The 25632-nt window shown below is 60.8% G+C and carries 21 protein-coding genes; 14 read left to right on the top strand and 7 right to left on the bottom strand.

Going from position 1 to position 25632, the window contains the following annotated elements; genetic code table 11:
- Window positions 1-298: 298 nt before the first annotated feature.
- The 6 genes from cmk to CFN46_RS04415 form a co-directional block, all read right to left on the bottom strand.
- Complete coding sequence (gene cmk, locus CFN46_RS04440; RefSeq protein WP_088742813.1) at window positions 299-1018, bottom strand: (d)CMP kinase; 720 nt, start codon at window positions 1016-1018, stop codon at window positions 299-301.
- Window positions 1015-3249 (bottom strand): bifunctional prephenate dehydrogenase/3-phosphoshikimate 1-carboxyvinyltransferase, encoded by a 2235-nt coding sequence (locus tag CFN46_RS04435; RefSeq protein ID WP_088743029.1) that lies wholly within the window; start codon window positions 3247-3249, stop codon window positions 1015-1017. Before CFN46_RS04435 ends, cmk begins: the two co-directional genes overlap by 4 nt.
- Window positions 3250-3314: 65 nt before the next feature.
- Entirely contained in the window at window positions 3315-4436 is a 1122-nt protein-coding gene (gene pheA, locus CFN46_RS04430) for a prephenate dehydratase (protein ID WP_024951064.1), read from the bottom strand.
- A 12-nt stretch (window positions 4437-4448) separates the two neighbouring features.
- Window positions 4449-5540 (bottom strand): 3-phosphoserine/phosphohydroxythreonine transaminase, encoded by a 1092-nt coding sequence (serC, locus tag CFN46_RS04425; protein ID WP_088742812.1) that lies wholly within the window; start codon window positions 5538-5540, stop codon window positions 4449-4451.
- Window positions 5541-5598: 58 nt separating this feature from the next.
- Complete coding sequence (gyrA, locus tag CFN46_RS04420; protein WP_088742811.1) at window positions 5599-8442, bottom strand: DNA gyrase subunit A; 2844 nt, start codon at window positions 8440-8442, stop codon at window positions 5599-5601.
- Between the two features lie 221 nt (window positions 8443-8663).
- Window positions 8664-9170, bottom strand: a complete 507-nt coding sequence (locus CFN46_RS04415; RefSeq protein ID WP_024951063.1) for a thioesterase family protein — start codon at window positions 9168-9170, stop codon at window positions 8664-8666.
- A 339-nt stretch (window positions 9171-9509) separates the two neighbouring features.
- On the opposite strand from CFN46_RS04415, the gene CFN46_RS04410 reads away from it, so the two are divergent.
- Together CFN46_RS04410 and CFN46_RS04405 are read left to right on the top strand one after the other, a co-directional pair.
- Window positions 9510-10430, top strand: a complete 921-nt coding sequence (locus CFN46_RS04410) for a recombination-associated protein RdgC (RefSeq protein WP_088742810.1) — start codon at window positions 9510-9512, stop codon at window positions 10428-10430.
- Window positions 10431-10536: 106 nt separating this feature from the next.
- Window positions 10537-11805, top strand: a complete 1269-nt coding sequence (locus tag CFN46_RS04405) for a 1-acyl-sn-glycerol-3-phosphate acyltransferase (protein WP_024951062.1) — start codon at window positions 10537-10539, stop codon at window positions 11803-11805.
- Between the two features lie 127 nt (window positions 11806-11932).
- Here the strand turns inward: CFN46_RS04405 and CFN46_RS04400 are convergent, their stop codons facing one another.
- Window positions 11933-13405: a TrkH family potassium uptake protein gene (locus CFN46_RS04400; protein ID WP_088742809.1), complete on the bottom strand. Its 1473-nt coding sequence runs from the start codon at window positions 13403-13405 to the stop codon at window positions 11933-11935.
- Between the two features lie 383 nt (window positions 13406-13788).
- On the opposite strand from CFN46_RS04400, the gene CFN46_RS04395 reads away from it, so the two are divergent.
- The 12 genes from CFN46_RS04395 to CFN46_RS04340 are packed head-to-tail and all read left to right on the top strand — an operon-like array spanning window position 13789 to window position 25611.
- A complete protein-coding gene (locus CFN46_RS04395; protein WP_024951061.1) occupies window positions 13789-14523 on the top strand; it encodes a beta-ketoacyl synthase chain length factor in 735 nt (244 codons plus the stop codon).
- Window positions 14523-15362: a 1-acyl-sn-glycerol-3-phosphate acyltransferase gene (locus CFN46_RS04390; protein ID WP_088742808.1), complete on the top strand. Its 840-nt coding sequence runs from the start codon at window positions 14523-14525 to the stop codon at window positions 15360-15362. Before CFN46_RS04395 ends, CFN46_RS04390 begins: the two co-directional genes overlap by 1 nt.
- A gap of 37 nt (window positions 15363-15399) precedes the next feature.
- On the top strand, window positions 15400-15669 hold the full coding sequence (locus CFN46_RS04385; RefSeq protein WP_024951059.1) for a phosphopantetheine-binding protein: 270 nt from the start codon (window positions 15400-15402) through the stop codon (window positions 15667-15669).
- Entirely contained in the window at window positions 15659-15931 is a 273-nt protein-coding gene (locus CFN46_RS04380) for an acyl carrier protein (RefSeq protein ID WP_024951058.1), read from the top strand. The genes CFN46_RS04385 and CFN46_RS04380 overlap by 11 nt, the downstream gene beginning before the upstream one ends.
- On the top strand, window positions 15928-16566 hold the full coding sequence (locus tag CFN46_RS04375; RefSeq protein WP_254918404.1) for a hypothetical protein: 639 nt from the start codon (window positions 15928-15930) through the stop codon (window positions 16564-16566). The genes CFN46_RS04380 and CFN46_RS04375 overlap by 4 nt, the downstream gene beginning before the upstream one ends.
- On the top strand, window positions 16566-18542 hold the full coding sequence (locus CFN46_RS04370) for an AMP-binding protein (RefSeq protein ID WP_254918403.1): 1977 nt from the start codon (window positions 16566-16568) through the stop codon (window positions 18540-18542). Before CFN46_RS04375 ends, CFN46_RS04370 begins: the two co-directional genes overlap by 1 nt.
- Complete coding sequence (locus tag CFN46_RS04365) at window positions 18539-19357, top strand: glycosyltransferase family 2 protein (RefSeq protein ID WP_088742807.1); 819 nt, start codon at window positions 18539-18541, stop codon at window positions 19355-19357. The genes CFN46_RS04370 and CFN46_RS04365 overlap by 4 nt, the downstream gene beginning before the upstream one ends.
- Window positions 19354-20436: a glycosyl transferase gene (locus CFN46_RS04360; RefSeq protein WP_176426410.1), complete on the top strand. Its 1083-nt coding sequence runs from the start codon at window positions 19354-19356 to the stop codon at window positions 20434-20436. Before CFN46_RS04365 ends, CFN46_RS04360 begins: the two co-directional genes overlap by 4 nt.
- 36 nt (window positions 20437-20472) lie before the next feature.
- Window positions 20473-22080 carry a histidine ammonia-lyase gene (gene hutH / locus CFN46_RS04355; protein ID WP_088742806.1) on the top strand — a complete coding sequence of 536 codons (1608 nt, stop codon included), beginning with the start codon at window positions 20473-20475 and terminating at the stop codon, window positions 22078-22080.
- Window positions 22077-22646, top strand: a complete 570-nt coding sequence (locus CFN46_RS04350; protein ID WP_342778941.1) for an acyl-CoA thioesterase — start codon at window positions 22077-22079, stop codon at window positions 22644-22646. Before hutH ends, CFN46_RS04350 begins: the two co-directional genes overlap by 4 nt.
- Window positions 22643-23236, top strand: a complete 594-nt coding sequence (locus tag CFN46_RS04345; protein WP_088742805.1) for a LolA-related protein — start codon at window positions 22643-22645, stop codon at window positions 23234-23236. Before CFN46_RS04350 ends, CFN46_RS04345 begins: the two co-directional genes overlap by 4 nt.
- The gene (locus CFN46_RS04340) at window positions 23233-25611 is read left to right on the top strand and encodes an MMPL family transporter (protein ID WP_176426409.1); all 2379 of its coding nucleotides are present in this window, start codon (window positions 23233-23235) and stop codon (window positions 25609-25611) included. Before CFN46_RS04345 ends, CFN46_RS04340 begins: the two co-directional genes overlap by 4 nt.
- Window positions 25612-25632 lie beyond the last annotated feature (21 nt).

Genomic DNA, 25632 nt, shown 5'->3' with positions numbered 1-25632 from the left:
ATTCCTACAATGATCAACGTTTGGGGCGGCTTGCACCGCAGTCTCCGTACCACCAGCAAGCACGGGCCATATCTACATATCCCCGGGGGTGTTAACGCTGGTTCGAGATACACCGGCTTTCAGCTTGCCGCCAATGCACCCCATGACACCTGGCCGGGGGATTGATGGCACTAGCGCACCATCTGGGTTCAGCTATGTTCATTCGTTCACAAAGTGAACGAAATCTGCCACTGCTTAAGCCAGAAAGGCTTTCATGCAGCAGCAGATAGTCAGTCGATTGTCCTGACAGATTTTCAGTTTAGCGCGCGGCTACCAAGCCATATTCGACCAGTAGCTGCTGAATGCGTGCGACCACCTGACTGATATCAAGATCCGTCGTATCGAGGACCACGCCATCATCGGCAGGCTTGAGCGGAGCAATTGCCCGACCCATGTCACGTGCATCACGCGTCTGTATTTCTGTCAAAAGGCTCGAAATATTAGCATCGACACCCGCTTCCTGCAACTGGACGTGACGTCTGCGCGCCCGTTCCTCGGCTGATGCCGTGAGGAAAATCTTGAGCGGCGCTTCGGTAAATACCACCGTCCCCATGTCACGACCATCCGCCACTAGACCCGGCTCGCGCGCAAACGCGCGCTGACGTGCCAGCAGAGCAGCACGCACGCGCGGCTGAGACGCGATGATGGAAGCATTGTTGCCGACCGTCTCGAGGCGAATATCACGCGTAACATCCTCACCTTCAAGAATCACCCGCGTGGCATCACCCTCGGCATTGAACTGCACGTCTAGGTATTCGGCGATGGTCGCTACGGCATCTTCATCGTTCAGCGCCACGCCGTGACGCTCAGCTGCGAGTGCGGTCAACCGATACAGCGCACCAGAGTCCAACAGATGCCACCCAAGACCTGCGGCGACCAAACGACTGATGGTGCCCTTACCTGCCCCACCGGGACCATCAAGGGTCAATACCGGCGCGTTGCAGATCTGGCTGTGATGTGGCGTCGCTTCACCGCTCATGAAGCCTCCTGTCCGGGCGCCACGGCACCGAGACTCTCGACCTGCATACCCACTTCTGTCGCCAGCGCCACGAAGTTCGGGAAGGAAGTGGCCACATTGGCGCAGTCGTCGATCAGGATCTCGCCCTGAGCGCGCAGCGCAGCCACGCTGAAGGCCATCGCGATACGGTGATCACCATGGCTGTCGACCAGACCGCCACCGTAAGCACCACCACGGATGTCGATACCATCGGCGACGACTTCGTGCACGATACCCAGTTGCGCCAGACCGTCCGCCATCACCTGGATGCGGTCGGATTCCTTGACGCGCAGCTCTTCGGCGCCACGCAGACGTGTCATGCCTTCGGCGTTGGCGGCCGCGATGAACAGCGCCGGGAATTCATCAATCGCCAGCGGCACCTGATCTTGCGGGATGTCGATACCCTTGAGCGGAGCATAACGGATATGCAGGTCTGCCACCGGTTCGCCGCCGACTTCACGCTCATTGAAGACGGTCAGGTCTGCGCCCATCGCCTTGAGGATGTTGATCACACCGATACGCGTCGGGTTGATGCCGACGTGCTCAAGCACCAGATCAGCACTCGGCGTGATCGCAGCAGCGACCAGGAAGAACGTCGCGGAGGAAATGTCGGCCGGCACGTCGATCGGACAAGCGCTGAGGCTACCACCGCCGTTCAGCCATGCCTCGGCACCTTCGCGCTCGACCTTGTAGCCGAAGCCATTGAGCATGCGCTCGGTGTGGTCACGCGTCGGTGCCGGCTCAATGGCCCGTGTCTCACCTTCAGCGTAGAGACCGGCCAGCAGCACACAGGACTTGACCTGTGCGGACGCCATCGGCATCTCGTAACGAATACCCTTGAGCGGCTGGCTACCGTGGATGCGCAGCGGCGGACGGCCATTCTCGGCGGTATCAATCACGGCACCCATCTCACGCAGCGGATTGGCGACGCGGTCCATCGGACGCTTGGTGAGCGAAGCATCGCCCGTCAGCTCGCTATCGAAGGCCTGGCCAGCCAACAGACCCGCAAACAGGCGCATCGCCGTGCCGGAGTTGCCGACATACAGCGGACCCGGCGGCTGCTTGAGGCCATTGAGACCAACACCGTGAATGGTCACGCGCCCCTGGTGCGGGCCTTCAATGACCACGCCCATGTCACGGAAGGCCTGCAACGTCGCCAGACTGTCTTCACCTTCGAGGAAACCCTCGACTTCCGTCACGCCATTGGCGAGTGCGCCAAGCATGATGGAGCGATGCGACATTGATTTGTCACCCGGCACACGAATGCGCCCCTGAACCTGCCCGCCGGGCAGCGCACGGTACCGCACGTTCTGCTGTTCCATGGTCTGATAGCTCGTCTGTTTCAAAAGGGTATTGAAGTAGTGTCGGGCATGGCTGGCGCGGGTAAAGATGCCCAGCATCGCCTCGCCATCGCCCGTGGCCACGGCAGCACGCACGCGTGCGACCCCAGCTTCGAATTCATCCAGCGCCTCAAGCACCGCATCGCGGTTGGCCAGATAGACATCGCGCCACATCAGCGGGTCACTGCCCGCAATGCGCGTGAAGTCACGAAAACCTCCAGCGGCATAGCGGAAGATCTCCAGTCGCTCATCCTGACGCGCCAGACTGTCAACCAGCGAGAATGCCAGCAGATGCGGTAGATGGCTGGTACGCGCCAGTACCTCATCATGGCGCGTCACGCTCATCTCCAGAAGCTCAGCACCGCAGGCTGCCCACAAGGCGGAGACACGCGCTACCGCCTGCGGATCACTGTCCGGCTCAGGCGTCAGAATCACCTTGTGATCGCGATAGAGCTCAGGATTGGCCGCGGCCACCCCACTCTTCTCGGAGCCAGCAATGGGATGCCCCAGCACCAGCCAAGGTGGCATGCGACCAAACACCTGAATCGCCGCATCGCGAATCGCACCCTTGGTGCTGCCGACATCGGTCACGACAGCATCTTCATCGAGTAGCGGGGCCAGCTCTGCCATCACGCCCTGCATGGCCATCACGGGCACGCACAGCACCACGAGAGAGGCACCCGGCACCAGCGCCGCAAGACGCGTACTGCCGCCATCGATCAGCTTCATGCGCTGGCCGAGGCAGATCTCGTTGGAATCGCGATCACAGGCCAGTATCTCGCCACGATGACCCGCTGCACGCAGCGCCGCTGCCAATGAGCCACCGATCAAGCCTAATCCGACCAGCAGAATGCGCCGCTCGCTCGCAAGCAACGCGGGCTCAGCGAGAGGGGCAGCCTCACCCAGCTTCTGATCTTCAGCACTCACCAGAGCCTGGCTCACAATACACCGACGGGGTAAGACCCCAGCACCTTGACGTCCGCTGCACACTGGCGCAGCGATTCAAGCGTCTCACTGATGAGCGGATCATCACGATGACCGCGGAAATCGATGAAGAACACGTAATTCCAGGCACCTGAGCGAGACGGACGTGTCTCGACGCGCGTCAGGTCGATCTGATTCTTGTGGAATGGTGCCAGCAAGTCGTGAAGCGCGCCCGGCTGGTTACGCATTGCCACGACAATGGAGGTCTTGTCGTCGCCGGAGGCCGGTACTGAGCTATCACCGATGATCAAGAAGCGCGTGGAGTTATCGGGGCTGTCCTCGATCTTCTCCTCGACCTTCTCAAGCTCATAGAGCTTGGCCGCCATGTCACCGGCAATCGCTGCGCTGTGCCACTCGGTACGCACCTGACGCGCCGCCTCCGCATTTGAGGACACCGCAATGCGCTCGGCATGCGGGAAGTGTGCATCCAGCCACTTGCGGCACTGAGCCAGCGACTGCGCGTGGGAATAGATGCGTGAAATCTTCTCGCGACGGGTATTCGGCCCCACCAACAGATGATGGTGAATGCGCAGTACCACCTCACCGGAGATCTTGAGCTGAGAGCCCATGAACGAATCCAGCGTGTGATTGATGACGCCTTCGGTAGAGTTTTCCACCGGCACTACACCGTATTGCACAGCCCCCGCTTCCACTTCGCGGAACACTTCATCAATTGCCGCCATCGGCTTGGTGACGGCACTGTCACCGAAGTGCTTGATCGCAGCCTGCTGGGTAAACGTCCCTTCCGGACCAAGATAGGCCAGGCGGATCGGCTGCTCCAGCGCCAGACAGGCCGACATGATCTCGCGGAACAGGCGCGCCATCTCCTCCCCCTTCAGCGGGCCGGGGTTGCTCGCCATGATACGACGCAGCACCTGGGCTTCACGCTCGGGGCGATAGAACTGCACTTGGCCATCTTCACCCACATCGCCTGCTGCCAGCTTGACCTCAGCGACCTGCTGCGCACACCGCGCGCGCTCGCTGATCAGGTTCAAGAGTTCACAATCGATGGCATCGATACGCACGCGCAGATCATCCAGCGTGACCTGCCCCGCACTACCCCTGGAATCCGACATCTGCCCTCTCCCTTAGCCGTGACGGCGCGCGAAGTCGCCCATGAAATCGACCAATGCCGTGACCGCAGCTTCCGGCACTGCGTTATAGAGGCTGGCACGCATGCCTCCCACGCTGCGATGACCGGCCAGATTCAGCAGCCCCGCCGCTTCTGATTCGGCCAGGAAGGCCGCATCAAGACGATCATCAGCCAACACGAAGGGGACGTTCATGCGCGAGCGGTTCTCGATCACGATCGGATTGGAGTAGAAATCATTGCCGTCGATGGCGGCATACAATGCCTGCGCCTTGCGATCATTGATGGCGTTCATCGCTGCCAGACCGCCCACCTCATCCTTCAGCCACTCGAACACCAGGCCAGACAGATACCATGCGTAGGTCGGCGGCGTATTGAACATGGAATCGGCTTCAGCAGCCGTCTTCCAGTTCAACATGGTCGGGCAGTCCTTGCGGGCACGATCCAGCAGGTCTTCACGCACGATGACCAACGTCAAACCCGCCGGACCGATGTTCTTCTGAGCCCCGGCATAGATGACGCCAAAACGGCTGACATCCAGCGGGCCAGACAGGATGGAAGACGACATGTCACACACCAGCGGAACATCCGCCGGCACCTCGGGGATGTAATCGAACTCGAGGCCACCGATGGTCTCGTTGGCGGTGTAGTGCAGGTAGCCTGCATCACCGGACAACTGGATTGCATTCTGACGCGGCACGGCGATCAGACCATTGGATTCGCTGGAAGCAGCCACATGGCTGCCGACGGCCAGATGCTCGGCCTCCTTGATCGCCTTCTTGCCCCAGATACCGGTATACAGATAGTTGGCAGCACCGCCTGCGCCCAACAGGTTCAGCGGCACGCCCGCAAACTGGGTCGAGGCGCCACCCTGCATGAACAACACGCGATAATTGGCCGGAATATCCAGCAACGCGCGCAGGTCAGCCTCGGCCTTACTGGCGATGGCCACGAATTCGTCGGAGCGATGACTCATCTCCATGACGGACAATCCGCGTCCCTGATAATCCAGCATCTCGTCGCGAGCGCGTTCGAGGACAGCGGTCGGTAGTGCAGCAGGACCGGCGCAGAAATTGAACTTGCGTGTCATGTCGTCTTATTTCCCGAAAGTGAAGCGACCGCCCCGAAGGCGGTCGCAATCCAGCGTCTTATTCCGCGTCTGTCGGCGGTGTGTCCGTCGACTCAGCATCATCTACTGCGGCGGCATCATCTACACCACCACTGCCCGCCTGCACCTGTTCATCGGTGCTCTGCGAACCTTCTCCCCCCTCATAGGGGACGACATCTTCCTCGAAGATGACGACTTCATCTGGCTCGTCAACACGCACCGTGGTCACTAGACGCTCTTCTTCCGCAGTCCGGATCAGCGTCACGCCCTGGGTGTTACGCGATGTCGTGGACACCTCGGAAACACGGGTACGCACCAGCGTGCCACGATCGGTGATCAGCATCAGCTCATCTTTATCGCTGACCTGAACTGCGCTGACCAGATCACCGTTACGCTCACTTGTCTGCATCGCGATGACCCCCTGGCCACCACGACCGCGCAGCGGGAACTCTTCCAGACGCGTACGCTTGCCGAAGCCATTCACGGAAGCCGTCAGGATGTAGCATTGCGGCACCTCGACGGGGATGTTCTCAGCCTCACTCGACGCGATAGCGTCACCACTATCTACCGCAGTATCGGCGGTCGCATCCAACGTCTCATCGATAGCAGCATCCAGTGCTCCATCGATTTCAGCATCGCTATCGTTATCAATCGCCGTCGTACGCGGAATAATCAGGCTGATGACCTGTGCACCGCCCAGCAGACGCATGCCACGAACACCACGTGCGGTACGCCCCATGACACGCACGTTCTGCTCTTCGAAGCGGATCGCCTTGCCATTGGAGGACAGCATCATCACGTGATCAGAGCCAGACGTGATATCGGCGCCGATCAGACGGTCACCTTCATCAAGATCCAGTGCGATCAGACCCACGCTACGCGGACGCGAGAACTGGCTGAGCGCAGTACGCTTGACCGTACCGTTGGCGGTCGCAAAGAAGATGTAGCTGTCAGCAGCGTAATCGCGCACCGGCAGAATGGTCGTCACCCACTCGCCTTCCGCCAGCGGAATCAGGTTGACCAACGGCTTGCCACGCGAACCACGCGAAGCCTGCGGCATCTCGTAGACCTTGAGCCAGTACACCTTGCCCTTGTTGGAGAACAGCAGCACGGTGTCATGCGTCGAGGCAACCAGCAGGTGCTCGATGACATCTTCATCCTTCATCGCGGTCGCGGACTTGCCACGGCCACCGCGCTTCTGCGCCTGATAATCAGACAGCGGCTGCGTCTTGGCATACCCGGTCCGCGAAACCGTCACGACCATATCTTCCTCATTGATGAGGTCTTCAATGGTCAGGTCACGACGGCTGGTGTGAATCTCGGTGCGACGCTCATCAGCGTACTGGGCACGTACGTCACGCAGTTCTTCGCGGATCACTTCCATCAGCAGATCGGCAGAACCGAGAATCGCCATCAATTCAGCGATGCGCTCGAGAATGGTGGAGTATTCCGCCAACAGCTTCTCGGTCTCAAGACCAGTCAGGCGATGCAGACGCAACTCAAGGATGGCCTGCGCCTGCGCCGGTGACAGCCGATAGTTGCTGGCATCATCGGCCAGCCCGAGGCCGTCAGGCAGATCTTCCGGACGACAGGAGGTTGCACCGGCGCGCTCAAGCATGCCGACCACCTGGCCCGGCTGCCATTCACGCGAGATCAGCTTTTCCTTGGCTTCAGCAGCACTCGGCGATGCCTTGATCATCGCGATCACTTCGTCGATGTTCGAGATAGCCACTGCGAGGCCTTCAAGAATGTGACCACGTTCACGGGCCTTTCTGAGCTCGAATAGCGTACGACGAGTCACAACTTCGCGGCGATGGCGCACGAAGGACTCGAGGATCTGCTTGATGTTGAGGATTTTCGGCTGGCCGTCGTGCAGCGCGACCATGTTGATGCCGAATACCGTCTCCAACTGGGTCTGGGAGAAGAGGTTGTTGACGACCACTTCGCCGGACTCACCACGCTTGGTCTCGATGACCACGCGCAAGCCGTCCTTGTCAGACTCATCGCGCAGCTCAGCGATGCCTTCGATCTTCTTGTCTTTCACCAGCTCAGCGATCTTCTCGATCAACCGCGCCTTGTTCACCTGGTAAGGCAACTCGGTGATGATGATGTGATCACGGCCAGTCTTGTCGTGGTGCTCAATAGTGTGCACGGAACGCACATAGATGCGGCCACGGCCAGTGCGATAGGCTTCAATGATGCCAGCACGACCATTGATGATACCGGCGGTCGGGAAGTCCGGCCCCGGAATGAATTCCATCAATTCATCGATGGTCATGTCGCCGTTGTCGATCAGTGCCAGACAGCCGTCGATGACCTCGCCCATGTTATGGGGCGGGATGTTGGTGGCCATGCCCACCGCGATACCAGAAGAACCATTGACCAGCAGGTTCGGGGTCTTGGTCGGCAGCACGGCAGGAATGCGTTCGGTACCGTCGTAGTTATCGACCCAATCGACAGTCTCCTTCTCAAGATCGGCCAGCAACTCATGCGCCAGGCGCGCCATGCGCACCTCGGTGTAACGCATGGCGGCGGCGCTGTCACCGTCGATGGAACCGAAGTTACCCTGACCGTCTACCAGTACGTAACGCATGGAGAAGTGCTGGGCCATGCGAACGATGGTGTCGTAGACCGCGCTGTCACCGTGCGGGTGATACTTACCGATCACATCGCCGACGACACGGGCGGATTTCTTGTAGGCCTTGTTCCAGTCATTACTCAGTTCGTGCATCGCGAACAGCACGCGACGGTGAACCGGTTTGAGTCCATCGCGGACATCCGGCAAGGCACGCCCGATGATGACGCTCATCGCGTAATCGAGGTACGACTGTTTGAGCTCGTCCTCAATGTTGACTGGCAGTATCTCTCTGGCGATCTCACCCATGATTCGTCAAATCCTTGAACTCAACTGTTGGCGCCACTGCAACAGCGACCCTCTCGGGCCAGTGCTGCAGCGCGGCAGTGACGTAAAGCAGACACAGGGTGCCAGCTCCGCGGCACCGAAGTGGCGGGATTATACCACTTGCGGGCTCGCCTAGCAGCCCACACGGCATCGCAAAGAGACGCTGCGGAACACAGCGTCGCGATCCTGCGCCTGATCGGCGCTCAGACATTGCCCTCAACCACTAGCGGACGCAGTATCGCAGCAATATCTCCCTCCAGTGGCATGGCACGCCCACTGGTCGTGTTCATCAACACAAAGGTGAAGTCGGCTCGCGATACAAGGGCGCCAGAGCGCGGATGCACTTCACCCAAGCGATGTTCACCGAGGTGGATCTCCTGGTGCATGATCATCTTGCGACGCCCGACATGGGAAAGCTGGGTAGTGATCACCAGTTCATCATGCACCGTGGCCGGATAGTTCCAGTCCAGATTGACGTTCACCGCCACCATCGCAATCCCTTCACGCTTCAGATCGTCGAGATCGAGATACGCAAGCATGTAGCCCCAGCGCCCTTCCTCGTAAAACTCCAGATAACGGGCATTGTTGACGTGCCCATAACCATCCAGATGGAAGCCGCGCACTATCAGCGTTGCACGACTAATGGCTCCCGAAGCGGAACCCGAACTGGAATCCGATGCGGCTTCTGACGTGCTCATATCATTGTGCATCCTTGCCTCCTGATCATCATGACATCTGCAGCGGAGTGCAGATTGTCGATAATATAAAGCGCCGCACATGGCCTTCTTGCTCTGAAAACCCGTCATGCCCGCGCAAGGGAAACCTGCAGTAACAATGCGACAAGAATCTGATCTTATGCCTGCAGTTGACATAAAAACAAACGCTTGGCTGAAAGCGTTGGCGGGAGCCGTTACGTAAACTGCACCTCCTCAGGCATGCTTCTGATACACAGCATCATGCCGGTGACGGATGACCCGCCGCATGAGTTTCGCCATAATACGCGCCATTCAAACGGGCACGCCCGCTCATCGGACTCAAGGATTGGCCGCATGTGGTTCAAGCATCTCCAACTTTATCGCCTGCATGACAGCGCTCCGCTAGAAGAAGGCCGCCTGGCCGACGCCCTCCCCGAGCACCTGTTCCGCCCCGTTACCGGCGTCGAAGCCAAGCGTATTGGCTGGGTGGCACCGGGAGGCCGTAACAGCGACATGCTGGTTCACGAGATTCAGGGCCACTTCCTGATCAGCGCCCTACGTCAGGAGCGCGTATTGCCCGCGGCCGTGGTCAAGGAAGAACTGGAAGAACGTGTTGCCGAGCGCGAAATCGCCGAAGGCCGTCCACTACGTCGTCGTGAAAAGCTGACGCTCAAGGAGCAAATCTACGAAGAATTGCTGCCACGCGCCTTCACTCGCTCCTCGCGGACTGATCTATGGTGGGACAGCCGTCGCGGATTGATCGCCGTCAATGCCTCCACCGCCAAGCGTGCCGAGGAAATCCTCGACCTACTGCGCCAGACACTGGGGTCGCTCAAGGTCACACCGCTAGCCGTCGCACATCCGCCGTCACAGGTAATGACGACCTGGCTGCGCGATGTCACTTCACGCCCGGAAGAGCTGATCGTCGGTGATCAGGTCGAGCTCAAGGCGCCAGGCGGTGAAGAGGGTGTACTGCGCGCTCGCCAGTTCGATCTCGATGGCGAAGAAATCCAGACCGCGCTGAACCTGGGCCGTGTTGTCAGTAAGCTGGCACTCGAAATCGATGGCCGTGTTGCGCTGGTACTCGGCGAAGATACGTCACTCAAGAGCCTGAAGTTCGCCGATGCGGTCATTGACGAAGCCAATGCCCAAGACGACGCTGAAGACCCGATTTTACGTCTTGAAACCGACTTTGCCCTGATGGCTCAAGTGCTGTCTGGCGTGATTGAACAGATGACCGCCTGGTTGGGCGGTGAAGCCCAACCGGGTAGCTGAGCAACGCCGGCATGTCCGCTCTCCGAGTGAAGTGTTCACTGCCTGAGAAACGTGCCGGCCTGCCGCCCCTTTTTTTCAAAATGACAATACCGGATGACGCGCGTCGATGACTGACACAGCAACGCCTAGCCCTGCCACGACCGCCGAACAAGACCCGTTCGCCGATATTCGCCCTTACCACGATGACGAGGTAGCGGAGGTGCTGGTGCGCCTGGAGCAGGACCGCGAGCTGCTCGATACCTTGACTCGCTTCCGTTTACCAGGCCTGACCCAGCGCTTCCCATGGCTGGCACGCCAGATCGCACGACTGGCCATCAAGCGTGAAATGCGTGGCGTGAAAGATGTCGCCAGCTTCCAGAGCCGCATCGCCGGTTACATGGCGCGCATGATTCACACCACCACGACCAGCTTCGAGACAGCAGGACTTGAGCGCCTCTCCGAGGATACGCCCTACCTGTTTCTGTCCAACCATCGCGATATCTCACTGGACCCGGCCTTCGTCAACTACGCCCTCTATCGTCATGGGCGTAACACAGTGCGTATCGCGATTGGCGATAACTTACTGCAAAAGCCGTTCGTCACCGACGTGATGCGCCTCAACAAGAGCTTCATCGTGCCGCGCTCGGCCAAGGGCAAGCGCGCGATGCTAGCGGCCTATCAGGCGCTGTCAGGCTATATCCGCCATTCGCTGACGCACGACAAGCATTCCATCTGGCTGGCCCAACGTGAAGGTCGTGCCAAGGACGGCCGTGACGGCACCGAAACTGCCATCATCAAGATGCTGACCATGTCTGCACGCATGGCCGACAAGACCCGTCCGTTCAGTGAGACGGTCAGCGAGCTCAATATCGTGCCGGTCTCGATCAGCTACGAGTTCGACCCCTGCGATCTGCAGAAAGCACGTGAACTGGCCGCACTGGCCAATGAAGGTCGCTACGAAAAGGTGAAGTACGAGGACATCCAGTCCATCGCCGCCGGTATCAGCGGCCACAAGGGGCGGGTCAAGCTGGTCTTCGGAGAGCCGCTCAAGGGCGACTTCGAAACGCCGGAAGACGTGGTGGCTGAAGTCGACCGCCAGGTATTGGAGCACTACACCCTCTACCCGAGCCACCAGCTGGCGCTGGAGAAACTGGCCGCCAGTCGACCGCAGCTGCGCGAAGAACCGCGTCTGGCCTCAGCACTGGATGTCACGGCCATCAGTGGCGCTGAACGCGCCACCTTCGAGAATCGCCTTGCCGGTGTGCCCAGCGAGCTCAGGGACTGGTGGCTGGTGCAATACGCCAACCCGATCCTGAATCGCGAAGGCCTGAGCATTGATCTCGACGACAAGCTGGATGCCGCACAAGCGGCGGGAGCCGAGCAGGCAGCATCATAAGGGACGGATCCGTATCCCATGAAATACCGACCCTGAAATACCGACCCTGAAATGAAAAATGCCACCGTCAGCCGACGGTGGCATTTTTCATGATCGACGTTCTTCATGGCCACCATGATGAAGCGAGTTACTTACGCCAGAAACTGGGCGAGAACAGCACCAGCACGGTCAGTATCTCGAGACGTCCCATCAACATGCCAATGCACAGCAACCACTTGGCACTGTCAGGCAGCGTCGAAAAATTACCCGCCGGGCCAATGATGTCACCGAGCCCTGGACCCACATTGGTGACTGCTGTCGCGGCACCCGTAACGGCGGTGATCAAATCAAGCCCGATAAAGGACAGTGCCAGCGCCAGTCCGCCGATGGTGATGAAGAAGAAGAACGAGAATGCGATGACCGCGCGAACTACCTCATCCGGCAAGGCACGTCCGTTGTAGCGCTGCGAGAACACGCCATTGGCATGTATCAGTGAACGCAGATGATTGCCGAGCATGATCAGGCCGATCTGCAGGCGGAAGATCTTCATGCCACCACTGGTGGAGCCACTGCAGCCACCGACGAAGGTCAGATAGAAGAAGGCCACTACCGCAAACGGACCCCATGCACTGTAGTCATCACTGGCATAGCCGGTCGTCGTCACGACCGAAATGACATTGAACGTCACCTGCGTCAGCGCCGTGAATAGCGCCTCGCCATTGATGACGCGATAGAGTGTCAACGCCGCAATCACCCAGCCTAATAGACGCAAGAAGCCACGCACCTGAGCGTCGCACCACAGCACACCGGCACGGTCCTGCCAGGCGCGAATGAACAGCACAAAGGGGAGCGCCCCCAGCAGCATGAAGAAGGATGCCATCCACAACAGGTGCGGCCGGTCCGAGTAGACGCCCATCGAGCTGTCGTAATTGGCAAAGCCGCCGGTCGCCAGTGAGGTCATGCCGTGTACCACGGCGTCCAGCCCGTCCATTCCGCCTAGCCAGTAGGTCAGTATTGCCAGCAGGGTCAGGCCGACATAGACCAGCCCGATCGCCTTGGCCACGCCGCCAGCACGCGGCAATACCTTGTCAGACCAGTCAGACGACTCGGTCTGAAACAAACGCATTCCACCCACCTTCAGGAAGGGCAGGATGGCAATCGCCATCACGATGATGCCGATGCCCCCAATCCACTGCATCAAGCCACGCCACAGCTTCAGGCCATCCGAGAGGCCTTCAATGTTGCTCATCACGGTCGAGCCGGTCGTCGTGATCGCCGAGACCGATTCGAAGACCGCATCGGTCACCTCCAGATGCGGCGCGCCGAACACCAGCGGCAGACTGGAATACGCCGATACCAGCACCCAACTCAAGGTCGTCAGCACGAACATCGCGCGCGGCTTGAGCTCCAGCTCCACCTTGCGCGAGATCGCCAGCATCAGCACCGCCGAGCCGAGCGTGATACCCAGCGATATCAGGAAGGCCCTCGCATCACCGTCATCCTCCTTGAGCAGGATAAACAACGGCACGAGCATCATCACGGCGACTACACACAGCAGCAGACCGAGAATCCTGATCACCGGTAACCATTCATCAAGCTGCAGATGCCGTACAATCCGCATTTTTCGCCAGCCCACCGTCGACTCCAGCGGCGAACTCATGCCCTTGACCCGCGTATGATCAACGTCATGCTACGTCCTCATCTTTCGTTCCCATCACACTGGTGGCGCCTCATCTCGGCGCTTCACGTACTATTGTTTCTTTCCGACTTACGCAGGCGATAGTGTCTGGTGCACCAGCAATGCGGCGATACCCTACACCGTCGCCAGCGCCTGTCCAGTCTCGCCGACAATGACATCGCCCGGATGACAGGATTGTCCCTCTGACGCACGGGTAACAAGCGTGCTCTGGAGAGTGCAACCGCACGCCTGCTTGGGCTGTCGATCTCCCGTACGTTACACTGAGAACCCAATATGGCAACGATGCGTTCACGGACAGACACTTCATGCATCTGACTGACTGGCGAGCCTGGCAGGCGAGTGCGACCCGCACCGCACATGACAGCCGTGTCGAGATCACCCCTACCCCGCGTGCCGAGCAAGTGCCCGCCATGCTGCGCCGCCGACTGAGTTCGGTGGGCCAGGCATGCTGCACACTGCTATCTGCACTGGACCCGCACGCCAATCTGCCGGTGATTCACGCCTCGCGTCACGGCGACACCACCAGAATTCTCGCCCTGCTCGACGCTGCCACCCAGCCTGACGAGGCGTTGTCTCCTGCGCGCTTTTCGCTTTCGGTACACAACGCTATCCTCGGGTTGTACTCCATCGTCAGCCAGTCCCACCAGCCTCTCGAGGCCGTCGCTGCCTGCGGTGACGAATTCGAGGCCATGATGAGCGAAGCCCTCGGCTATCTGACTGAACGCGATGAAGTCATCGTGTTGTTCTCCGATATCGCCGCACCAGACGCCTTCATTCATCACGGCGACTATCCAGCACATGCCTCTGCAGTGGCGATGCGCCTGAGTCGCTCGACCGTCACAGGTGTCGGCAGCGCTGAGCTGTCCGCCAGCCCAGTCAGTCCGGCGGCCAGTCAGACAACTCACTCGCCCAACGCCCCAACACCGCTTGAAGTGATTCACTGGCTGGAGCAGGCCGAGCACCTTCCCGAGGCCACCCTCACCTGCCGCCGCCAGCACTGGCAGCTGGTGGCTCCTCACCCAGCACCTGATCACGACTGATGCACCTCACGCTCTCCTCACCTCCCGGACGCCTATGGCGTGGTATCGCCACCGCTGTCAGTTTCACCGCCTTCGGAATCGGTGGTGTGCTGCTGGGCGTGCTATTGCCGCTACTCACGTTACTGATTCGCGATGATGCACACTGCCAACGACTGGCACGTAGCGTCATTCATCACTGCATGCGCGGCTTCGTCGGCCTGATGCGCGGTCTTGGCGTGCTCGATTATCAGCTATCTGAATGCGAACGCCTCCAGCGCCCTGGCCTGCTGGTACTGGCCAATCATCCGACACTGATTGATGTCGTCTTTCTGCTGGCGCTGATCCCACATGCCGATTGCGTCGTTAAGGGAAGACTGGCACGCAATATCTTCACGCGCGGCCCCATTCGCGCCGCGGGTTATATCACCAACAGCGAGCCAGAAACCGTGCTCGACGCCGCGCGTGACAGCCTGGCACGCGGCAATGCTCTGATCCTGTTTCCTGAAGGTACCCGCAGTGTGCCTGGCCGAGCGCTCAAGTTTCGCCGTGGTGCCGCCAACATCGCGCTGCGCACGCCCAGCGATATCACGCCAGTGCTAATTGATTGCCAACCGAGCACCCTGACCAAGGGTGAGCCCTGGTACCACATTCCCAAGCGGCGCGTGATGCTGCGTTTCAAGGTGCTACCTGATATTTCATCAAACATGTCATCACGTACTGCATCAGAGGTGTCACCAGCAACATCACAGAACACAGCCAGCGCTAGCCCACCGACACCACTATCACGCGATGCCCGCCAGCTGACCCGCCAACTGGCCACACAATTCGCCAACGAGCTGACAATTTTCCAACGCTCGTAACCCACCGCCTTCGCATTAGCCGACCAGAGGATATTTCATGAGCGATACGCCGACGCTTGAACTTGAACTCAAGCAACTGATCATCGACACGTTGGAGCTTGAAGATATCACCGCCGACGATATCGTCGCCGACGAACCACTCTTCATTGACGGCCTTGGGCTCGACTCCATTGACGCCCTCGAACTGGGCCTTGCGCTGCAGAAGCACTACGGCATCACGTTGGATGCCGAGGCCGAAGACACACGCACCCACTTCGCAAGCCTGAATGCCCTGCGTGCACTGGTGGAGGCTCGTCGTGAGCGCTGAACACACTACCGTCACCCGTGACGATATTTACGCCCATGTACGCAGCACTCTGATCGAACTATTCGAGATCGAGGCCGACGACATCCATCCCGAAGCCCGTCTTTATGAAGACCTCGACATCGATAGCATTGATGCCGTCGATCTGGTGGTCGAGCTCAAGAAGTTCACCGGCCGACGCATTGAAGCCAACGACTTCAAAAGCGTGCGCACGCTGAATGATGTGGTCAACGCCGTCGAAAACCTGATGCAGCGCCAGGCATGAAGCCGCTGTCCACTGGCAATCACCGCCGCCGTCCCCTGCTGACCGTTCTGCTCAGCGCATTAGGGGTGGTGGCGGCGCTGTGCTGGCCATTGCTGGTCTATGCCCTGCTGTCACGACTGACAGCAACGTCCGCCATGGACTCAGCAACGGCCAGCTCAGCCACTGCCAGCGGACATGCCTCACCGTGGATCTGGGCGCTGATCGTCTTCGGTGCCGTGCTGATGCAGCGCCTGCCCATCGCCTGGCCTCTCAGGCTAGGGCTTGCAGGCCTGCTGGTCGGTGTCAGTGTCCTGAGCGAGGCCGAACTGGGCCTGCGCGCCTATCCGGTATTGGTCAATCTGGCCATGCTCAGCGTGTTCGCGACCAGTCTGTGGCACGGCATGCCGGTGATCGAGCGTCTCGCACGCCTGCAGGAGCCGGATCTTCCGCCAGCGGGCGTGCGCTATACCCGTCAGGTCACTCGCGTGTGGTGTGGCTTCTTCATCTTCAATGCCAGCATCGCCAGCTGGACGGCACTGTATGCCGACCTCGCGACCTGGACTCTTTACAACGGCCTGATCAGTTACGCCCTGATGGGCCTTCTGTTCAGCGGCGAATGGCTGGTTCGCCGCCGCCTGCGGAGCTCGCATCCCTGATGTCTTTCTTGCCTCACACGTCTGACGCTTGCCACCACACGCACCCGCTTAGTCAACTGAGCTGGCGCCGCCACGCACGCCAGGCGCCGGATGCCACGGCGTGTTGGCTGGCCACTCCCGGTCAGCCGCTGACCGCGCTGAGCCGTGCCGACCTGATGGCGCGCGTCGATGCTTGGCAGCAATGGCTTGACCGTCAGCCCGCGAGCCAGCCCGGCGCACGCTGGGTCCTGTTTCAGAGCACCACGTTAGGAGCCTGCGTTCAGCTGTTGGCCGTGTGGGAGCGCGGCATGCTCGCCGTACTACCCGGTGATGACCGCCCCGAGACACTGGCTCGGCTACGCGAGATCAGTGCGGGCCAGCTACCCACGACTACCGTGGATGGCTGGCCGCAGCAGGCTGATCAGTCCGGCAACCCGCCAAGCAAATCGCACATAGTCCCAACAGCTCATATACCGCTCGCCCCCGATCAACTGGCACTGGAACTGTGCACCTCCGGCTCGACGGGTGAACCGCTGCGTATCGCCAAGCGCTTCGACCAACTCGACGCCGAGCTGGCCATCCATCAGCAGCTGTGGCCATTGGCGGATACCGCCAATGGCCAGGTCAGTCTCAGTCAGGTCAGCCATCAGCATATCTACGGCCTGCTGACAGCACTGTTGCGTCCGCTATGTACAGGCGTGCCGTTTCTCAGTGAAGCCTGCCACTATCCAGAGCAGCTCAGTGCGGCCATCAGCCAGCTCGCAAGCCAAGGCTATCGTTGTCAGGTGATCAGTTCACCGGCGCAGCTGGCACGCCTACCGCAGATAACCACCGCTGAGGCTGGCCAGGTATTACGTGTATTCTCGTCAGGTGCACCGCTGCCTGAAGCCGCCGCCCGCCATGCTGAAATCAGTCTTCACGCGCCGATCATCGAGATTTACGGCAGCACCGAGACCGGTGGAATCGCCCAGCGTCGTCAACGTGACGGTGCAGAGTGGAGCCCCCTGCCGTGCGTGGAGCTGCGTTTTTCTGACGAGGGCCAAGAAAATATTTCCAGCCAAGAGGCACCGACGCCAGCCAGCAGCCTCTGGTTACGCTCACCGTTCCTCGATATGCCCACCGAATGGTGGCCACAGGCCGACAGAGCGGAAGTCTGCGAACAGAAGTACCAAGACGGCCAGCAGCGCTTTCGTCTACTCGGGCGCAGTGATCGACTGGTCAAGCTGGCCGGCAAACGTATCTCACTGAGCGCGGTGGAACGCTGCCTGAACGAGCAGTCGGATGTACTGGAAGTACGCTGCCTGCCGATGCCCACCCGCGAGCATCGTCTCGGCGCCGTGATCGTCATGGCACCGGACGCACTCCCGCACGATCACAACACCCGCCGCGCACTCATTGCGCATTTGCGACGTGCGCTGATGCCAGCCTTCGAGCGCATCGCGTTACCGCGCTACTGGCGTTTCGTCACTCGCTTGCCACTCAATGCTCAAGGCAAGTTCACCAGTGAGGCAATCGCACGCCTGTTTGCTGATCTCGACGATCACCGCCTGCCACGCTGGCTAGGCGAGCGCTCGAGTGGGCCAGAGCAACTGACGCTGGAGGCCGAGGTACCTGACAGCCTGATCTACCTCGAAGGCCATTTTGCACAACAGCCGTTGGTGCCCGGTGTGGTGATGCTCAAGTGGGCACGCGATCTCGGCAAACGTCTGCATCTCGATGGCCAGCAAGTCGACGAAGCGCGCTTAATTCGACTGGAACGCATCAAGTTCTCCAGCCTGTTGCTACCGGGCATGCGCTTCACGCTCGACGCCACATTGACTCATGATAGCCACGGGCTGCGCATCGACTTCCGCCTCGCCTCCAGCGCCGGGCTGCATGCCAGCGGTCGCTTGCGCTATAGCGTCAGTGGTGCATCGCCGCTATCTGAATCATCATTCAGGCAGTCACCGACATCTCTATCCTCCCAGCCGCCTGCACACTCACAGGAGGCGTCATGAGCCAGTCTCACGCGCCCTTGCCAGCCGAAGATGAATGCCTACGCCCCTGCGTGATCATTCCGGTCTACAACCATCCCGCTACCATCGCGAGAGTCTGTGCCGGTCTTGCACCGCTCGGGATGCCCATCGTGCTGATCGACGATGGCTGCAATGCGCCGTGTGCCGAGGTGCTGGATCAACTGGCTGCCGCAGGCCATCACCTGGTGCGTCGCAAGCACAATGGCGGCAAGGGCGCGGCGGTGCGTAGCGGCCTTGCCGCTGCCGAGCAGCTCGGCTTTACGCATGCCCTGCAGATAGATGCTGATGGCCAGCACGATGTCAGTGACCTGCCCGCCTTTCTGAAGGGTATGCAGGAAAATCCCGACTGCCTGCAGATCGGCTATCCCGAATACGATGCCAGCGTGCCGCGCATCCGCTTCTACGGCCGCTATGCCTCGCACGTCTGGGTGTGGATAAACACGCTGTCATTGGCGATCCGCGACACCATGTGCGGCGTGCGCCTTTATCCGATCGCCGCCACCAATCGCCTGCTGCTGAGGCATGACTGCGGTGACCGCATGTCCTTTGATACCGAGATACTGGTGCGCTGGTATTGGGCCGGTGGCGAGGTCGCCAACCTGCCGGTGCGGGTCAGCTATCCCACCGATGGCATCAGTCACTTCCGGCCCGGGCACGACAACCTGTTGATCAGCGCCATGCATACCCGGTTGTTCTTCGGCATGCTACTGCGCTCACCCAAGCTTGCGTGGCGTACGCTCAGCACACGTGGTGCATCAAACGACAGTCCCACTACTCCTTCAGAGAGGCACGAATGACGCATTGGTCACGCTTATCGGAGACCGGCTCGTTGAGCGGCATGCGTCTGATGGTGGTCATTCGCCGCCGACTGGGCGCCTGGCCGTTCCGCATCGCGCTATTTCCCGTCCTGGTGTGGTACTTCCTGTTACGCGGCAGTGCACGGCGTGCTTCCTTCGATTACTTGACGCGTCTCGAGCCCACACTCAGCGGCCTGCGTCTCTGGGCGCGTAGCTTCGCCCACTTCATGCAGTTCGGTGAGGCCGTGATGGACAAGGTGTCCGCCTGGAGTGGTGAGATTCCTCTCACCTCACTCGCCGGCACCGGCCCGGAAGACCTGCGCCAGGCAGCACTGCGTCGCGAAGGCGGTGTCATTCTTGTCGCCCACCACGGCAACCTCGATGTCATCAATGCGATCGGTGAGCGCAATGACATCGACCTGTGCGCACTGGTCCATACGCGCCATGCCGAGAAATTCAATCAATTGCTGGAGCAGGCCACCGGCCGCAAGCCGCCGCAGGTAATAGAAGTCAGTGATATCACGCCCGCCACGGCGATGGCCTTGGGTGATCGCGTCAATCGCGGTGGCTTCGTGGTGATCGCCGCCGACCGCGTGTCGATTCCACCCACCACCGGCACAGCGCCTGCTGATAAAAGCGCGGCTGACAAGGACGAGAGCGGTGAGGCCGCGGTTAACACAGCGGCCTCACCGCTCAAGCCACGCGTGCATCACTGTGACTTCCTGGGTGAGTCCGCTCCCTTCCCGGAAGGCCCTTTCATGCTGGCGGCGCTACTGCGCTGTAACGTCTATACCTTGGGCTGCGTGCGTGAACATGGCGGCGCTCACCCGCGCTTTCGGGTCGACTTTGCGCCCTTTGATGACAGCCGTGAGATCAAGCGCAGCGCACGCCAGGACTGGATTCGCCAGGCCATTCAGCGCCACGCCGAACATCTCGAAGCACGCGTGAAACGCCATCCACTGCAATGGTTCAACTTTTTCGATTTCTGGCATCAGGCGCCCAGCAATGAGCCCGCACCTGACAGCACTGACAGCACTGACAGCACTGACAGCACGCCAAGTACTGACAACAACGCCTGATCTCCGCCACTTTTTCTTTTCGTCTGGAACTCCGTCATGCCACAGCCTGTTACCGCCAGCTCATCGGCCCTGATTCTCGATGGTCGGGAGATCAGCCTCGAACAACTGATTGACGTCGCTGAAGGTCGCCTTGAGGTGTGCCTCAGTGATGACCCCACCTTCCGCGCACGTATCGAGGCCGGCCCGGCACTGCTGGAGCGGCTGCTGGAAGAAGAAGGCGTGGTCTACGGCGTGACGACCGGTTACGGCGATTCCGTGACGCGTGCCGTACAGGGTGCTGACGATCTCGAAGCGCTGCCGCGGCACCTGTATACCTTCCACGGCTGCGGCATGGGCGCGAATCTGGACGTGGTCAGCAGTCGCGCGGTCGTCATGGTGCGCCTCGTCTCGCTATGTCGTGGCGTCTCCGGCGTCAGCGTCGCCCTGCTGGAGCGCCTCACCTGGCTGCTGAATCACGACATACTGCCGCGTATTCCTGAAGAAGGCTCCGTCGGCGCCAGCGGTGATCTCACGCCGCTGTCTTACGTGGCTGCCGTGCTGTGTGGTGAACGCGAGGTGTGGATACGCCCAGCCGCCGATCAACCCCATGCGCTGCGACCGACTGCCGAGGTGTTCGCTGAACATGGGCTGACGCCCTACGTGCTGCGTCCCAAGGAGGGGCTGGCACTGATGAATGGCACCGCAGTGATGACAGCACTGGCCGCCCTCGCCTTCAGCCGTACCACCTACCTGAGTCGTCTGAGCAGCCGTATCACTGCACTGGTGGTACAAGCGCTGGAAGGCAATCCCTACCACTTCGACGCTGACCTGTTTGCCGCCAAACCACATCCCGGTCAGGCACGCGTGGCGCAGTGGTTGCGTGATGATCTCGCGCATCCGGCAGCGCCAGAAGTTGATGCCACACCGATCAACTCACCACGTCTGCAGGACCGCTACTCGACGCGCTGCGCGCCGCACGTCATCGGTGTGGTCGAAGACAGTCTCGACTGGTGGCGCAGCTTCCTCGAAACCGAACTCAACAGCGCCAACGACAATCCGCTGATTGACGTCGATGCTGGCAAGATCCTGCACGGCGGCCACTTCTACGGCGGCCATGTCGCCATGGTGATGGACAGTCTCAAGATAGCGGTCGCCAATCTGGCCGACCTGCTCGATCGCCAGCTGGCGCTATTGGTCGACAGTCGCTACAACCGCGGCCTGCCCAGCAATCTGAGTGGTGCCACACCGGAACGCGCAGCGCTCAACCATGGCTACAAGGCGGTGCAGATCGGTGCCTCGGCCTGGACGGCGGAAGCCCTCAAGCTGACCATGCCGGCCAGCGTCTTCTCACGCTCCACCGAGTGCCATAATCAGGACAAGGTCAGCATGGGAACCATCGCCGCGCGTGATGCACTGCGGGTACTGACGCTGGTCGAGCAGGTCGCCGCGGCCACTCTGCATGCCGCGATTCAAGGCACCGAGCAACGTGCTGCGCTAGCCGGAGAGACTGGCACGCCACCGGTGCTGGCCGCCTTTGTCGAGGCGCTACGCCACGACATCGCACGCCTTGAAGAAGACCATGGACTGGAAGCCGATCTGCGCCTGTTATGCGCGCGCATTCGTGAGCGCCACTGGGCACTAAGCACAGGCGAGGCCAACGCATGAACGAGCAGACAGCCCTGAGCGAGCAGACAGCCATGAACCAGCCCACGGAAACGCCGATGCCGACCGCCACGGTTGAGATGGAAGTGCCCTTCCACGACGTCGACATGATGGAAGTCGCCTGGCACGGCCATTACGTGCGCTATCTCGAGATCGCGCGCTGCAAGCTGCTCGACATGCTCGACTACAACTACTCGCAGATGCGCGAGTCTGGCTTCGCATGGCCGGTGATTGATCTGCGCCTGCGCTATGCAGGCCCGGCACGCTTCGGTCAGCGCATCGCGATCACTGCGCGCCTGCGTGAGTGGGAGAACCGCCTCAAGCTCGACTATGTGATTCGCGATGCCGAGAGCGGCAAGCGACTGACACGAGGTTACAGCGTGCAGGTCGCGGTGGGCCTTGAGGATGGCGAGATGCTGCTGGCTTCGCCGCGCGTGCTGGCCGACCGACTAATGAACTGGCAAGCGATTCAGCTATCTGAACAGCAATCGACAGAGATGTCTGAAGCACTGCCCAAAGTCGCGCCGGAGAAGGATGCCAACGGCCATACAGGAGTCTCTCACTCATGATGCTACGCCTGCTTCGCCTACCCGCCCTTGCGGCGGCTACCTGTCTCGTGATGCTCAGCGCATCGCTGCCATCTGCTTACGCTGCCGAATTTGACGCGCGCGCACTGACCGAACAACTGGCGCGCACCGCACCAACCTGTGGTGACTTCAAGCAGGTGCGCTGGCTGGAAGATGTCGGGGTCGATGTCAAAAGCCAAGGGCACTTTGCCCTACTGGGAGATCCCGTCTCGCCCGAAGGGCTGGTGTGGGAAACCACGTCCCCCATCGAAAACCGTCTCGAGATGCGCCCCGAATCAGGCCAGGGCCCGAACGGAGAAAAGCTGTCCGCGGACCAGCAAGCCATGGCAGAACTGTTGATCAATTTCTTCCACGGCGACTGGCAGGCACTTGAGGAGTACTTTGATCTCACGCTCACGGGCACGCCGGAGGATTGGCAGGCCACGCTCACGCCCAACAATGCCCAGCTGGCCGAGGCCATCGAGCACCTCGAGATTGACGGCAGCAGCTGGCTTGAACACCTGACACTGAACAGTACCGATGGTGATCGCCTCAACCTGACGCTGACGCCGCGCAGCCAGTGCGCTGAATGACGCCTTCGCCTCCCGAATCAGGCGCAGCCGCAGCTCCCAAGGGCCTTGATCGTCGCGGCTGGCGCTGGGGATGGGCCTGCGTACTGCTGCTGTGTGCCGTGCTGCTCGCCCTCAAGCTGGTGCCACAGAGCCCGTGGCGAGGTGCGATTGATACCCGTATTACCGCCATGCTGCCCCAGCAGGAGCGCAGTCCACTGGCCGCGCGCGCCGAATCCCTTGATGACACCGCCACTCGGCTGGTCATCCTGCTGGGGGCTGCTGACACTCGCCAAGCGTCAGTGGCCAGGCGCGACGCGGCGGCGAAAGCATTGCGCGACGCGCTGGCACCACTCACGACACTGGATGACGCCCGTAGCCTCGAAAGCCTGCGTCTGCCGGCCGAAGTACAACCGGCGCTGATCGCGCCTGATCTGCGCTCGCTGAATGATGAACAGTGGCAGTCGCGTGCGCTCAAGCAACTCTTCCAACCCGGCGGACAGCGTGATCTGGTGCGTGATCCGTTCGGGCTGGGCAGCGCCTGGCAGGCAATGCTGACGCCCGACAATCTGCGTCTGAGTGGCGGCCAGCTATTGCTGCGCGACCCTGATGCACAGGAAGGCACGCCAGCCAGTACCGGCTATCGCCTGATCAGCGCCACGCTGACCGGCAGCGCCTATGCCATGGAAGACCAGCAGCAACTGCAACAGGCGCTAAGCACCGTGACAGCGGCCTATCCCGAGGTACGTCTGCTGCGGTCAGGACTGGTGTTCCACGCCAGTGCCGGTGCACGTCAAGCCAAACACGAGATGTCGACCATTGGGCTAGGCTCGCTGATCGGCATCCTGCTACTGCTGTGGGCAGTGTTCCGCACGCCGCGTCGCCTGCCGCTATTGTTGTTGCCGGTCGCGACCGGCGTCCTGTTTGCCCTGCCGCTGACGTGGTGGGTCTTCGGCAGCCTGCATGTGCTGACACTGGCGTTCGGGGCCAGTCTGATCGGCATCTCCATCGACTATGTGCTGCACCAGGAATGCATGCGCCGTCTGGCGCCCGCGGGAAGTCTCGCACGACTGTGGCCGGGCCTGACATTGGGACTGCTGTCGAGTCTGGCCGCTTATCTGGCGATCACGCTGACGCCCATGCCCGGCCTGCGCCAGATGGGCATGTTCGCTGCGCTGGGATTGATTGGTGCCTGGCTGAGCGTGCGCCTGTGGTTGCCGCATCTTGCATTATCGGCACAGGCGACTCGCGAAGATTCGCCTGCCGCATGCTGTGCCGCATGGCTGGCGCGCTGCATCCCCGGCAAGCGCAGCTGGGCACTGCTGACGCTGGTGTTGGCCGCTGCACTGATCAGTCTTTATGGGCTGCGCAGTGACGACCGCCTCACCCAACTCAATCCGTCACCGCAAACGCTGATCGACCAGCAACGTGAGGTGCAGCGTCTGCTCGCCGAACCGGATGGCCTGCGCTATCTGATCGTGAGTGCTGACGATGGCCCCGCCCTGCTGGAGCGCCTGCATCAGCTGGAGCCAACCTTGACGCGACTTGCCGATGAAGGAGAACTTGGCCACTGGGCGAGCCTTGCTCAGCAGCTGCCGACGCTCGCCCAGCAAGAAGCCAATCTGAGTGCCCAGCGTGAGCGCACGACAACACTGTTGCCGGAAGTGCTCAGCAAGGCAGGCTTGCCGGTGGCACTGGTTGAGCGCGCAGAAAAAGCGCTGGAGAATGCACACCCACTGCTGCCTGCTGACTGGGTCGCGCTGCCGGCAGGCGAGATGGGCCAGCGGTTGTGGTTAAAGGAGCAGGATTCAGCCGTCGGCATCGTGCGCTTCGGCGCCGTCAATTCGGCCGCTGGTGATGCACTGGAGACACTTGCCGCTGGCGACCCAACCCTCGAATACGTCGATCAGGTCGCACGTCTCTCCCACACGCTGGGGCGAATTCGCAGCGAGATGGCGTGGTTGGTCGGCAGCGCCATCGTGCTGATCAGCTTGCTGTTGGCGCTGCGCTATCGCCGCGCCAGCTGGCGAGCACTGTTGCCACCACTGGGCGGACTGGTACTGACACTCTCGGTGCTGACGCTCGCTGGAATCGGCCTCAATCTGTTCCATCTGCTCGGGCTGCTATTGGTACTGGGGATTGGTCTTGATGCGGGCATTTTCTGTGCCGAGCACCCTGCGACGCCCCGACACAGCCCACGAACAGACGAAGCTGCTGCACAAGACAGTCGCCGCGCCTCACAGGCCAGCCTGCTGGCGATCTCACTATCGTGCGCTTCCAGCCTGCTAGCGTTTGGACTATTGAGCTTCAGCCAGACACCGGCATTGGCCGCATTGGGGCTGGCCTGCCTATTGGGCTTGACCGCCACCTGGTGTCTGGTGCCCTTCGCTCGCTCATGACAGCAACACGATAGCTCGCAC

The sequence above is a fragment of the Cobetia sp. QF-1 genome (genome assembly GCF_002213105.1).
Taxonomy (GTDB): domain Bacteria; phylum Pseudomonadota; class Gammaproteobacteria; order Pseudomonadales; family Halomonadaceae; genus Cobetia; species Cobetia crustatorum.
This window is presented reverse-complemented; position numbering and strand designations above follow the sequence as displayed.